Raw genomic sequence first — 13120 nt, forward strand, 5'->3', positions numbered from 1 at the left:
TTGGTTTCCTATCAGGACGAAAGTTAGCGTTCCGATAGGCTCATGAATCTTACTCTGCCGAGGTTGGAGCTTCAGTTTCACGAATAAACTCTTCTAATAACTTCTGCTGTTCCTTGTCCAACTCGAGGTTCTGCAGAAGGTCTGGCCGACGTTGCCAAGTTCTTGCGAGCTTTTGCTTTAAACGCCAGCGTCTTATCGCCTCATGGTTTCCGCTAAGCAGTACCGGCGGTACAGGTTCGCCGTCTAATACTTCAGGTCGAGTATAATGCGGGCAATCTAACAACCCATCTGCAAATGAATCTTCATCCGCTGATGCTTGTTTACCCAACACCCCAGGTACCATACGAAAGACTGAGTCCATCAATACCATTGCGGGTAACTCTCCACCGCTTAACACAAAGTCGCCAATCGACCATTCTTCATCAACCTGAGATTGAATCAAACGCTCATCAACGCCTTCATAGCGACCTGCTACCAGAATAATTTCTGCTTCATTAGCAAGCTGCTGCACACCTTCCTGTGTGAGTGTGCGCCCCTGAGGGGATAAAAAAATTACTTTTGCATTAGGCGTCTTTTGTTTCGCACACGCTATTGCATCTGTGAGAGGCTGAACTTTCATCAGCATCCCTGGACCACCGCCGTAAGGTCGATCATCTACAGTTCGATGTTTATCGTGAGTAAAATCTCGCGGATTAAAAAAATCCACACTGATCAATCCAGATTTAATGGCTCTGCCTGTTACTCCAAATTGAGTAATAGACTGAAACATCTCTGGGAACAGAGAAATCACTCCGAATTTCACTTAAACGCCCCTTAATTTAGCTTCAAACTAGTGTTTTTAAACTATCGAGCTTAAACTTTCGTTTAAAACTCAGGGTCCCAATCAACGACCATTTCTTTACTTTCTAGATTTACATCTAAAATGTAAGTCTCTGGTACATAAGGGATTAAGCGTTCTTCGCGATCATAGCTACCTTCGCAAGCACGCACTACGACAACGTCGTTTGCACCCGTTTCCATTAGCTGTGACACCTTACCTAAGAGAACACCCTCTTTAGTAGTCACGGTAAGACCTTCAAGTTGGCTCCAGTAAAAATCACCTTCATCCAATTCCGGAAGATCTTTTACATCGATATAAATATCTTGACCACAAATCTCGCGAACAATGTCTCGATCAGTGTAGCCTTTAATCGATGCGACCAAACCACGACCTTGAGTACGGCCTTGATCTAGTTCAATTTGCTTCCAACCCGTTGAGGTTTTCAGCCACCAATGAGGGTAATCAAAGATTCCTAACATTGGTTCGGTGTGTGAATAAAGCTTCACCCACCCTTTAACACCATATACTGATGTAATGCGTCCTACTACAAGCGCTTGCTCAGGAGCGGTCGCCTGTTTTAATGCAGACATAGCACTACCTCAAATATTAAGCGCTTTTACCAGCTTCTTTAATAAGCTGTGCAACACGATCAGAAAGCTGTGCGCCTTGACCTACCCAGTGATTAACACGGTCTAGATCAACACGTAGACGTTCTTCTTGACCACGAGCAACAGGGTTAAAGAAACCAACACGCTCGATGTAACGACCATCACGAGCACGACGACTGTCAGCCACGTTCAAGTGATAGAATGGGCGCTTCTTAGAGCCACCACGAGAAAGACGAATAGTTACCATATTATTGGTTCCTTATTGCTTAACAAAACGCTTCTTGTCACCCGTTATTGGGCATCTAGTACAAGAAGGCGGCATATTCTAGTCGATTTGACTAAAAAACAAAAGGGCGAATCATCGCCCTTTTGAATAATTTCGCTAGTTTTTTAACCACAGATACAATTAATGCATCAAGGTTTCAATACTGCGTTAAAACTTTGGCGGAAATCCGCCACCTGGGAAATTGCCACCGCCGCCAGGCATACCGCCCGGCATCATTCCACCTAGGCCGCGCATCATTTTTTTCATGCCGCCTTTGGAACTCATTTTTTTCATCATTTTCTGCATTTGCTTATGCTGTTTAAGCAGACGATTTAAATCTTGAATCTGAAGGCCAGCACCCGTAGAAATACGTTTTTTACGAGAGCCATTAATCTTATCAGGGAAACGACGCTCATCGGGTGTCATAGAATTGATCAACGCTTCCATTTGAACGAACATCTTGTCGTTAACTTTATCTTGGATATCGCCAAGTTTTCCCATTCCCGGAAGCTTGTCTAACATAGAGGTCATTCCCCCCATGTTTTTCATTTGCTGCAACTGCTCCTTGAAATCTTCCAGATCAAAGCCCTTGCCTTTTTGTAACTTACCAGCAAGTTTTTCCGCTTTTTCTTTATCGATTTTTTGCTCTGCTTCCTCAATAAGAGAAAGCATATCGCCCATACCAAGAATACGAGATGCCAAACGATCAGGGTGGAAAGGTTCTAACGCATCCGTTTTTTCGCCGACACCTAAGAACTTAATGGGTTTCCCTGTGATATGACGAACAGACAAGGCCGCACCACCGCGCGCATCACCATCTGTCTTCGTTAAGATCACACCCGTTAGAGGAAGAACATCACCGAAGGCTTTCGCCGTATTCGCAGCATCTTGCCCTGTCATGGCATCAACCACAAACAGTGTTTCTACTGGGTTAATAGCACCATGAAGCGATTTGATCTCCGCCATCATGTCTTCGTCGATCGCTAAACGACCTGCCGTATCGACAATCAATACGTCTTTATGTGCTTTCTTTGCTACATCAATCGCATTGTTCGCGATGTCGATAGGCTTTTGAGAGATGTCGCTTGGAATAAAATCGACGCCGATGTCTGTTGCCAGTGTCTCCAACTGTTTAATCGCGGCAGGGCGATAAACGTCCGCACTGACGACTGCAACCGATTTTTTATGGCGCTCTTTAAGAAACTTCGCAAGTTTACCCGCAGAGGTGGTCTTACCAGCACCTTGAAGACCCGCTAAAAGAATGACCGCTGGTGGCGTTGCTCGTAAATCAAGCTCATCGTTCGCCTGTCCCATCACCGCTTCAAGCTCTTGCTTCACGATTTTCAGGAACACTTGCCCAGGGCTAAGACTTTTAGTGACTTCAGTACCAACTGCTCGCTCTTTTACAGCAGCGATAAAGTCTTTAACAACGGGTAATGCAACATCAGCTTCGAGTAATGCCATACGCACTTCACGCAAGACATCCTTGATATTGTCTTCTGTCAATTTGGCGCGGCCGCGGATTTTATCCAACGACGACGTCAAGCGATTCGATAAATTGTCGAACATGGAGCCCTCAAAATTTTGCTTTAATTGGAAAAAACCTACGTCTATGGTTTAACCAAGGTTAAATTGACCTTATTATAGCGAATAATCAACAAGGGAAGCTATGAATAACTCCTTCACAGTGGGTCGGATTCACTCATATCTTCTTATTGACACGAAATCTTTAACTGTGGACTGGTTAATTTCATGACCCAACTAACCCTTTGGCTAGCGTGCGTTACCTCTTTACTTGCTGGAGGAACTTACTTCAAACGCCCTGGCAATCAAATAACTCAAATATTTGGGTCTCTTGCCATTGGCGTGCACATGTTGGCACTGATCCAATTGCTTCGAAGCCAAGATGGCTTTAATTTCCTGACGATTGGCCTATTGATCGCATTGATCGGTAACACCTTCCTCTGGTTTAGTAATCGCAACAAAGATTTGTCATTGCTTTTAGTCTTCTCTTACCCTCTTGCTGCATTCATCATCGCACTTAATGCAATAGAACCGTGGCAACTAGAGCAGCTACACAGTCAGTCGTTCGGCACTTCGATTCATATTCTCATTGCTTCAGTTGCGTATAGCTTATTCATGGCCGCCTGTGGCGTTGGTATCCTACTTTCAATACAAGAGCACCAATTAAAACATCACAGACTGAAACAATTACTACGTGTCCCTCCGTTACAAGTTTTAGAACGACTCATGTTTGAATTTTTATGGGCGGCTTTTATTTTGCTGACAGCGACCATTGCAACGGGTTTTTACTTTATCGAAGACATGTTTGCACAACATCTGGTTCACAAAACATTCTTTACCCTAAGCTCGTGGCTTGTCTTCGCGAGCCTTTTAATCGGCAGACATTTTCTAGGTTGGCGCGGCCAGCTGTCCGTAAAATGGACTCTGAGCGGCTTCATTCTTTTAATGCTTGCGTACTTTGGAAGCAAGATCGCATTGCAGATTATTTCGATGTAAGCGGACACTTTTCCCAACAAGATACTGTCAACTTACAGAAGCGTGTAAATTGTCGTTTGACACGAACTTCTAATACGCTAATAATCCCAATAATATAATCAATGAGGCGAACCTTTTTTGAACGATGTCCCCTTAGGTATTCTCGGTGGAATACTCTTCTTTTTAATCCTTTTCTCTGGCTTTTTTTCCAGCTCAGAAACAAGCATGCTTTCGATCAACAAATATCGACTTAAGCACCTTGTAAAAAATGGTCATAAATCTGCGTCAAAAGCATCCAAATTACTAGAACGCCCAGATCGTTTAATAGGCGTCATATTAATTGGTAACAACTTTGTTAATATATTGGCCTCCGCTATCGCGACAATAATTGCGGTAAGAATATGGGGAGATGCAGGCGTTGCTATCGCGACAGCAGCATTGACTCTGATCATACTTATCTTTGCTGAAGTCACCCCAAAAACCATCGCGACCATACACCCCGAAAAAATCGCTTTTCCTGCGTCTTGGGGCCTGACTATTTTACTTAAGATACTTTATCCGCTTGTTGTCATCGTCAACACTCTATCAAACGGATTAATTCGTCTTATTGGCGTAAAGCCTGCTAACTCTGAGCAAAACACACTCAGCACAGAAGAGCTACGAACCATTGTTAACGAAGCAAACGGGCTTATCCCAGCGGCTCACCAAGAAATGCTCGTTTCCATTCTTGACTTAGAAAAAGTCTCTGTCGACGATATTATGGTTCCTCGTAACGAGGTCGTTGGCGTAGACATTGAAGACTCTATCGAAGAAATTATCGAGCAAATTTGCCAAAGCCGTCATACTCGTATGCCGGTTTACAACGGCGAAATAAACAAAGTAATCGGCGTTCTTCACGCGCGTAATGCCGCGCTTTTCTTACGAGAAGAAAACCCAACTAAGGCTGCACTCCTTAAAGCCACTCTACCGCCTTACTTCATCCCTGAAAGCACACCACTTAATACCGTGCTATTGAACTTCCAAAAAGACCACCAGCAAATGGGCATTGTGGTTGACGAATACGGCGATGTTCAAGGCATTGCAGCATTAGAAGATGTTCTAGAAGAAATTGTTGGGGAATTCACACCTCCCACTCAGGATGAAGAAGAAGAGATTCAACCACTTGATGATGGCGCTTTCAGAATAGACGGCTCAACTCATATACGAGACATTAATAAGACATTAGCGTGGCACCTGCCTACTGACGGTCCAAAAACACTAAATGGCCTTATTATCGAAACCTTGGAGTTTATCCCTGAGCGTCCAACCAGCCTGTGGGTCGACAACTACTTAATCGAAATTCAAGAAATTGAAGACAAAGTAGTAAAGTATGCAAAGCTACACTTGAGGCATTGATCCTCAGATTAAGAGGTTATAAAGAATGAGATATTGCCCGAAATGCGGACATCAGGTTGTCATGAGCATCCCAGCGGGAGACAACCGTGAACGCGCTGTCTGCCCTCAATGCCATCACATAGATTATGACAACCCGAGACTTATAACGGGTACTATCCCTTTGTTTGACGGTAAAATACTGCTCTGCCGACGCAATATTGAACCTCGCTTGGGTTATTGGACTCTGCCAGCAGGGTTCATGGAAAATCAGGAAACCACCAGCGAAGGCGCACTCCGAGAGACAGTAGAAGAATGTGGCTCTAACGCGATATGCAAGCAAGCATTCAGCATGATCAGCATCCCCAAAATCAACCAAATACACCTTTTCTATATTGCTGAGTTACCCAAGCCAGACTTCCATGTGACAGAAGAAAGCTCAGAAGTACAACTGTTTGCTTTTGATGAGATCCCTTGGGATGATTTAGCGTTTAGCAGCGTTGAAATCACATTGAAGCTGTTTATAGAAGACCACAGCAAAGGCTCGTACGGTTTCCACGAAGATACGATACGAATCAATAGCATTCCAAGCTAAGCGCACTTCAGACTGAGGCTCAGCCACGGCGGGTTGAGCAACCACTCAGAATATGATCTCTAAGTTTCTACAGCAATCAGGTGGTAGGCAACTTCTTCATAAGGATGAGCCGACTTTAACGCCGTAACAACTTGCGCCTTAAATTCAGGTTTTAAAACCAGCTCGACACGGTACTCATCGACGTATTCAAGATCCCCTCCCGCCTCGCCGATAAATGGATTCGCACTGGAAGACGGTTTAAATTGCCCTCTGCCTAACGTTTGCCAACAGCATTTTTCATAATCACCGATTTGACCGCCACCTGCAGCAAAAACAGCACTTTTAACCGCCTCTAAGTGCGTTTCTGGCACATAAAACACAAGCGAATACATCTATGTCTACTCCTAAAAAAGTATGCCAAAATCCACAATAACACTCTCAATTCTAACCACCCAACACACTACCACAACGCAATCTGCTCTTGGGTCTCCGGCAAGTTGACCATCTTGGATGAAAGCGCGCCATTTCCCACCAGTTTATCATCTAGCCAAGAAGCCAGCGTTGGTGCCGCTATATTATCCGAAGAATGCACAAAGACAGTGGGCTTGAGCCCGCCCTCTAACCAAGATTTTATTTTTTCAGCCCATTGATCCAACCAAACATGATTTAAAGCTAAATCTGGATGACCAATAAAACGAACAACTGGGTTTTGCGCTGTTGCGACAACATGGCAAGGTACTCTGGGCTTTTTTCTCTGGGCGTCTTGCAAGGTTTCGTTATAGGCATCTGTTGAGAAGACTGGACGAGAGTCCATAATAACTTTATTGACTTTTTGACTTGATAAACTTCGCAGCAACTCCGACTCGATCACGCCTTTATCAAAATAATTTAAATGACGGACTTCAACACTAAGGGGCGAACTAAGCTCCCATGTTTCAATTAAAGAAAGGATTGCAGGCAATAAAGATTCATCTAAATGACTAGGAAACTGCAACATCGTCGGCCCAAGCTTGCCATCCAGAGATGACAGTTTTGCTTGAAATCGCTGCCAATCGGCATTGCGCTCTTCTTCAGGGCGCTCAGCAATACGATGTGTGACGAGCTGAGGTGCCTTAAAACAAAACCTAAATGCGTCGTCAACTTGATCGTACCAGCGCCTCAACTGCTTCTCTTCTACTTCGGTGTAAAAAGTGCTTCCTACTTCAACACTCTGAAACACTTTCGAATACTCTCTCAATCGCTCTGCATTGGGTACAGTTGACGAATACAACCAATTAACCCACGCAGAATGCTGCCATTGCGCCATTCCGTAACGAAGAGGGTTATTTTGGCTTAACGCAGTCATACAGATCGATATTCCACAGAGTCGATGTAATATAGTTTTTCGCCTTCCGCCCTGCGAATAGTGACTTCATCACCCTCTTCCTTTTTCAGCAGAGCCTTTGCAACAGGCGAATCGATACTGATGTAATCTGAATGGTGGTACAGTTCATCTGGACCGACTATTCGGAATGTTTCCAAATAACGAACACGACAACCTATCTCCCTGAACTGCTTCTTACCGTATATATAAGAATACCAGCATATATACTATTTTATAGTTCAGGTGGCTTAAATTGATTATCATATAAAAAAATTAACACAAAATATGAGGGTGTTGCTAGTAATATCAGTTACTAGCTTCCTGCCCTTATAACTGAAAATGGCATTATTATTTCTCACTTGCGCTATCTTGCTTGGCTCAACACCAAAAGCGCCTCATGGCGTTAATGAACAAAATTTTTTCTTTAACGCATTTTTACCTTCACTATCTTCAGATTTAGTAATAGTCATACTGCTTTTCTAGCCGAACGGTGGGTTAGCCAATACATAATCAACTCTGTCTTCGCCGTCTATCGAAATTAGCAAAGCATCGGCACACTCAACTTCAGGCTCGCCATTTATAAAATGATGCGGACTCATCCCATGTTCAAGGCAAAGCTCGGAGACGGGCTCTCCAGCTTCAACTTATTTTAAAATCGCCATTATTTGGCTGCATGTATGGCGTGACTTTTTCAAGCAGAGCCTCCTGCGTTTAGATTACGAGAAAATTCTACTTTTGGCGGCTGTTAATTTCCGGGGAAATTACCGCAAAGCAAACATGATTATGAGAGTACTTACCATGTAATAGCTTCAGACTTAAAATGCTGACTCCTTAATAAAGACACCATAGAGATGACGCAATCCTTTCATCAGATAACTCTCAGGCTTAACAAAGAGATTCACCTTACCCAGCGCTTGCGTTGTTAGTTGAGTTTCTCCTTTTAATTTAAGATGCACTTCATAAATCGCCTCATTCGGAATAATACTCTCTTCTAATTGCTGGGAAGCAATAGCACCACCATAAAGAGAGGATAAACCTAAAATATTTAACTGGGTAATGGAAGTTGGAATTATTTTATCAATAACTAACGCACTCTCTAAAACAGTTCCATCATTAGCAATAAACCTAGACACCTTATCGGTTTGAACTTTAGTCACTAGCTGACCACTGATATAAGCTTTAATCAGCACACTTTGATCATCATAAAGTGTGGCTAGAGACATGTGAGGCGTCACATAATCCCCCCTTTCTAATGGCAGCCACTCCCCTATCACACCATTAAAAGGAGCCTTAACAGAAAGTTTTGCTTGCTGTGCTTCCAATGCCTGTAAACGGGAAGCCTCCCTAGCGATTTCAGTTTTCAGCACCAGTCCAGAAGAACGCTCATTTGCATCTACACCAGAACGCTGCCATTTAAGATTAAGGTGATCAAGCTTAGTTCGAGTAAGCGCCATCTCCTTTTCCAACTCGGCAACACTTAATTCAACCAAACCCTGACCTTTTTCGATCCTTGCATTCGGTGTTATCTGCCAAGATATTATCTCACTTTCCTCACTAGGATAGAGGCTAATATAACGTTCGAATGTCATCACCGCAGGTACACTCACGGTCGTTCTCCAAGGTATAACCAGTAAAGCGATAAGAGCAAGCATAATGCTTAAGGTAATGAAGCTCGCGCGATTTAAAGACATTTGACTCCTTAATTTATGCCAAACAAAAACCTCTTTTATTATGGGTAGCAATACAAACCAAAGAACCTCAACCACAAACAAGACCACACCCAGCAATTTAAAGGTGAAGAAGTAGACGAGAAAAGCAATACCGATAAAAATAAACAATCGATAGAGCCACGTACACCAAGCATATACCACCATTAACAAGCACTTTTGACGATTTAAAGGCTCAGGCGGGACAAAACCAAAACCAAATAAGCACTCTCTTAAAAACCATTTCCCCACCAAAAAAGAACGGATCTGCAGGTTCTCCATACCTAAAAAATCTGAAAAGGCATAATAACCATCGAAGCGCATAAAGGGACTGATATTAATTAATAGGGATGAGACCCAGCTGGTCGTTGCCACGAAAAATACCATATTTCGAAAAGAGCCATCGGGCAGAATACCCCACAAAAAAGTAGCCACACAGGCAATATATATCTCAACTCGTACTCCTGCGGTGACTATACTTAAACGCTGAAATCGGGATCGTAATCGCCAAGCATCGGTTGTATCTGTATATAAAATGGGGGTCATTAGTAAAAAGGCGATGCCCATAGAACTCACTCGACAAGCATAACGCTTTGCTACCAGAGCATGGCCTAGTTCATGAGCGGATTTAACAAACACCAAGGCGATAATATAATAGCCAATTGAAGGGGCATTGAGCATATTAGAGAAGGTAGAAGTAAAAACCTGCCACTGCCTCATAACCATTACCACTCCTAATATCCCAATCACAAAAATAGGCCAATGGAGCTGCAAGTTAAACAAGGACTTTATGCTTGGATATAAGCGTGTTAAAAACAAATCTGGACGAATTAAAGGGATTTTAATAAACAGATAATTATGCAACACCCATAACAACAAACTTTTTTTTTGCTGAGCTAGATCTTGATTAAATAGATCCGTTTCTTGCTGAGAACTTACTTCCAACAGGTGATTGAGCTTTAAAAACTGAATAAAGTTATCTAGCTCTTCTTTCTCAATTTGAACCTGTTTCGTGGCTACCCGCTTAATTAAGTCGTGAGTATCTAAAGCATAACGCCATTGGGTAAACAAATAAAAAGCAGAAACAGACAAGTAAAAAAATTTGTTGCGAGTTGCATCAAATATTTGCCATCTAACCTCACCCTGCTCATCTGGCGGAGCAGAAAATAAATGCAGATTTTGACGAAGCTTGGGCAGTGGCTGTTTGTCTAGATGAGAAAACATTTACCAACCTAGTGTCTGACGAACATAGGTAATCGGACGACGCAGTACATAATAGGCTAAAGAGACCTCTTCACCGTATAATTTTGCCACTCCACGAAGACCTATTCTTGGAGCAATCGCTAGCCCATCTCTCTTAGCAATAATACGATAAGCCAAGGTTTGACTCGGTGTTAAACTAGACTTAAAAGACGAATAATTAACCTTAAATGAAATAGGCTCAAGTGGATCGGTATCCAGATAAAATTTCACCTCATCCCCCTTTTTTAAGGGAATAGAATCCTGTACCGCAACCCTGATTTCTAGCTCTATTTTCTTTGGGTCAGCAATAGATAAAATGCGCTCTCCTACTACAACAGAGCGGCCTTTCCATTTTTCAGGGTCATCCAAAACAGCAACCCCTTGCTGCTTAGAAAAAATCGTTGTTTGTGCTAGCTTGCCTTTAATATAATTGAGTTCAATCGCCTTTAGAGCCACTTGAGAGGCTAGCTCGACTCGCTGTGATTTGGCTTTTTTATCCACATAACCGGCTTGCTCTGCGGTTCTTAATTCGGCCTTGGCTCTTTCCAGCTCCCTTAGCGCAATATCATAGGAGCCTTGCAAGGCTGTTTTATCCATAGTAACAAGTGGCTGCCCTTGAGTTACCAGGTCTCCTGGTTTAACCAAGACTTCTGAGACGGCTCCCGCTATCGATGACATAACAAGATTAGGTTCTTTTGCAATGACTTCAGAAGGGGCTAAAACCGTTAACCGAACAGGAACAAAGCTCAGACCGATCAACAAAGATAAAGACACTAATTGAGTTTTTTTAGACAGCAGTTTTTTAACCAGGGTTTTAATCGCCGATTTTTGTCTGAATAATTGCATCGCATGGGCATAAGATGAGGCAAGATGTTGTAATAAAGCTCTCTCTTTTTCGCTCCAAGGTTCCGATTTAGCCATCACTAGAACACCTGCCCGTTCGCTTGGCTTGGCAGGAATCAATAGAGGAAGCCATAATAAATAGGGAGGACTGAATTCTTTTAACTCTGCTTTTAGTTCTAAAGGCCAGCGCTCCGGTTTTACTGAATGAACTTCTGTTCCTTGCTCAGACCCTTCAACTAAGCTTGCAACTTGCTCGATCCAAGCACTATAAGGCGTGCTTCGATCAACCAGAGGAATATCACTTAAGGCAAATAACTTAAGTTTTTCAAGCTCATTGCCATCCAGATATGTTGCCTGCTCATACGCCACCAAATTGCGTGACGTATTCACCATTAAAAAACTAAGCTCGGTCGCTGTTTCACAGCGACGAACCTGTTGCTCTATTTGAAACAGCTTAGCAATTGCAGTATCAGACATAGCTTAAGACGCTAATAATTTCATTAAATCACTGCCATAGTTATCTTGTTCATTACTCGCCAGTTCAAGTTGTTGCTCAAAGGTCATGTGGCCTTCCTTCGCATCCGTTATCACGTCCGAGTGAATTGTATCTGTACCAACTGACTCTGATAGACTTTCTAAATCTATTTCAACTTCCAAAATCCGAGTAATACCATCAAATCCTCTGGCATTTATTTTCAATGTGATTTTTTCTTGACCTTCTGGAGGATCTATAAAAACATCACCAGTATTTGGGTCAACTTCAACCCAACTAGGTAAATCGGTTCCATCAGATAAAGTAGCACTAAAATATGAGCCAATACCAATATCAGTTAACTTGATATCAACACCGACCTCTTGAGGAACAATATCCTCTACAGAAAGGCTCACCCCCTGATCAAGACTATCACTTTGGGTAATTTGAACTTGACCATTAGCATCAACATTAACAGATACCTGAGATTCAAATACCTGTGTACTACCTTGATCGACCACAACACCACTCGCATCAGCATTAATACTCGAAGACGCTACAGCCTCTGCTGATCCATTGCTTGAATCGCTACCTTCAGAGGAAAAACCTCTTGAATCAACACCATCTCCCAAAGTACCAGACGGTAAAGCATCAATATTTAAATTAATATCGGGGGCAGTAAAGCTCGTTATCGACACATCTGTTGCGGAACCCGTATCAGGGCTGACATCAATTGTGACAGGGGCAGACTCTAAGGTTAAAAGAATCGGGATTTTTGCTTGAGCACCATGAATATCCGTTGCGACTAGATGTAAAAGATTAGCGCCTTCAAAACCACTGACTGCCACCCCAGATATAGTCAAGCTATTTGCGTTAAATATCAGCCCATCAGGCAAGCCATCAAGACTATAAGTCAGTGTTTGGTTTTCACCAAAATCAGCATCTTCAAATAAGTTGCTCGCTAATGTAACAGGACCAAAAACGAGGCTTGAGGTTCCCGCTATATTTGGTAAGTTGGCAAGTGCTATAGGGGTATCATTGTCTCCCACCAACGTGATGGTGACATTTTGGGTTTCCATTACCCCTTCATCATCGGTCACAGTAATGCTAAATACCGCAGTTACTACTTGACCTTGACCTAAGAAATCCAGGTTAGCTTCGCTAATGTTATAGGCCCAGTTGACCGTGCCATCATTGCCATTGGTCTTGACATTTTCAATGCTAAAGGCCGCTTCAATGGCCGCCCGTTGTTCTGCCGTCAGCGTCAGAGCGGTGGTGCCATCTTGCCCGATAGCACTGACAGATGAGGTGGATTTAGTCGCCGTTGGTGTATCAGTTAGATCCACATCAGTAAAGG

At 42.9% G+C, this 13120-nt stretch carries 13 protein-coding genes; 3 read left to right on the plus strand and 10 right to left on the minus strand.

Annotation, left to right across the window (positions count from 1 at the left end; all coding sequences use genetic code 11):
• Positions 1-49 precede the first annotated feature (49 nt).
• The 4 genes from trmD to ffh all read right to left on the minus strand — a co-directional run bounded on the left by trmD (position 50) and on the right by ffh (position 3262).
• A complete protein-coding gene (gene trmD, locus DFP79_RS01340) occupies positions 50-802 on the minus strand; it encodes a tRNA (guanosine(37)-N1)-methyltransferase TrmD (protein WP_133502163.1) in 753 nt (250 codons plus the stop codon).
• Between the two features lie 62 nt (positions 803-864).
• On the minus strand, positions 865-1410 hold the full coding sequence (gene rimM, locus DFP79_RS01345; RefSeq protein ID WP_133502164.1) for a ribosome maturation factor RimM: 546 nt from the start codon (positions 1408-1410) through the stop codon (positions 865-867).
• A 16-nt stretch (positions 1411-1426) separates the two neighbouring features.
• The gene (rpsP, locus tag DFP79_RS01350; protein ID WP_133502165.1) at positions 1427-1675 is read right to left on the minus strand and encodes a 30S ribosomal protein S16; all 249 of its coding nucleotides are present in this window, start codon (positions 1673-1675) and stop codon (positions 1427-1429) included.
• A gap of 186 nt (positions 1676-1861) precedes the next feature.
• Positions 1862-3262: a signal recognition particle protein gene (ffh, locus tag DFP79_RS01355; RefSeq protein WP_133502166.1), complete on the minus strand. Its 1401-nt coding sequence runs from the start codon at positions 3260-3262 to the stop codon at positions 1862-1864.
• A gap of 183 nt (positions 3263-3445) precedes the next feature.
• Here ffh and DFP79_RS01360 point away from each other — a divergent pair, with 183 nt between their 5' ends.
• The 3 genes from DFP79_RS01360 to DFP79_RS01370 all read left to right on the plus strand — a co-directional run bounded on the left by DFP79_RS01360 (position 3446) and on the right by DFP79_RS01370 (position 6158).
• A complete protein-coding gene (locus DFP79_RS01360) occupies positions 3446-4213 on the plus strand; it encodes a cytochrome C assembly family protein (RefSeq protein ID WP_133502167.1) in 768 nt (255 codons plus the stop codon).
• Between the two features lie 117 nt (positions 4214-4330).
• Entirely contained in the window at positions 4331-5587 is a 1257-nt protein-coding gene (locus tag DFP79_RS01365; protein WP_133502168.1) for an HlyC/CorC family transporter, read from the plus strand.
• Between the two features lie 25 nt (positions 5588-5612).
• Positions 5613-6158: an NUDIX hydrolase gene (locus DFP79_RS01370; protein WP_133502169.1), complete on the plus strand. Its 546-nt coding sequence runs from the start codon at positions 5613-5615 to the stop codon at positions 6156-6158.
• Between the two features lie 59 nt (positions 6159-6217).
• Here the strand turns inward: DFP79_RS01370 and DFP79_RS01375 are convergent, their stop codons facing one another.
• From DFP79_RS01375 to DFP79_RS01400, 6 genes are all read right to left on the minus strand, one after another.
• On the minus strand, positions 6218-6529 hold the full coding sequence (locus DFP79_RS01375; protein ID WP_133502170.1) for a YqfO family protein: 312 nt from the start codon (positions 6527-6529) through the stop codon (positions 6218-6220).
• Positions 6530-6597: 68 nt separating this feature from the next.
• Complete coding sequence (locus DFP79_RS01380; RefSeq protein WP_133502171.1) at positions 6598-7482, minus strand: DUF72 domain-containing protein; 885 nt, start codon at positions 7480-7482, stop codon at positions 6598-6600.
• Positions 7479-7658, minus strand: coding sequence for a GreA/GreB family elongation factor (locus DFP79_RS01385; RefSeq protein WP_243730167.1), 180 nt, complete (start codon positions 7656-7658; stop codon positions 7479-7481). The genes DFP79_RS01380 and DFP79_RS01385 overlap by 4 nt, the downstream gene beginning before the upstream one ends.
• A 657-nt stretch (positions 7659-8315) precedes the next feature.
• Positions 8316-10298, minus strand: a complete 1983-nt coding sequence (locus DFP79_RS01390) for a site-2 protease family protein (protein ID WP_166637615.1) — start codon at positions 10296-10298, stop codon at positions 8316-8318.
• A gap of 132 nt (positions 10299-10430) precedes the next feature.
• Complete coding sequence (locus DFP79_RS01395) at positions 10431-11768, minus strand: efflux RND transporter periplasmic adaptor subunit (RefSeq protein ID WP_133502173.1); 1338 nt, start codon at positions 11766-11768, stop codon at positions 10431-10433.
• A gap of 3 nt (positions 11769-11771) precedes the next feature.
• The coding region (locus tag DFP79_RS01400) for a putative Ig domain-containing protein (RefSeq protein ID WP_133502174.1) at positions 11772-13120 on the minus strand (1349 nt) is incomplete at its 5' end.

Origin of the sequence: Marinomonas balearica, from assembly GCF_004362145.1 — a bacterium.
Lineage (GTDB): Bacteria > Pseudomonadota > Gammaproteobacteria > Pseudomonadales > Marinomonadaceae > Marinomonas > Marinomonas balearica.

Bases quoted from the DNA above. Each gene is read 5' to 3' on its own strand.
- DFP79_RS01360 (WP_133502167.1), top strand. From the start codon at position 3,446: ATGACCCAACTAACCCTTTGGCTAGCGTGCGTTACCTCTTTACTTGCT.
- DFP79_RS01395 (WP_133502173.1), bottom strand. From the start codon at position 11,768: ATGTCTGATACTGCAATTGCTAAGCTGTTTCAAATAGAGCAACAGGTT.
- DFP79_RS01375 (WP_133502170.1), bottom strand. From the start codon at position 6,529: ATGTATTCGCTTGTGTTTTATGTGCCAGAAACGCACTTAGAGGCGGTT.
- DFP79_RS01370 (WP_133502169.1), top strand. From the start codon at position 5,613: ATGAGATATTGCCCGAAATGCGGACATCAGGTTGTCATGAGCATCCCA.
- ffh (WP_133502166.1), bottom strand. From the start codon at position 3,262: ATGTTCGACAATTTATCGAATCGCTTGACGTCGTCGTTGGATAAAATC.
- rimM (WP_133502164.1), bottom strand. From the start codon at position 1,410: ATGTCTGCATTAAAACAGGCGACCGCTCCTGAGCAAGCGCTTGTAGTA.
- DFP79_RS01380 (WP_133502171.1), bottom strand. From the start codon at position 7,482: ATGACTGCGTTAAGCCAAAATAACCCTCTTCGTTACGGAATGGCGCAA.
- rpsP (WP_133502165.1), bottom strand. From the start codon at position 1,675: ATGGTAACTATTCGTCTTTCTCGTGGTGGCTCTAAGAAGCGCCCATTC.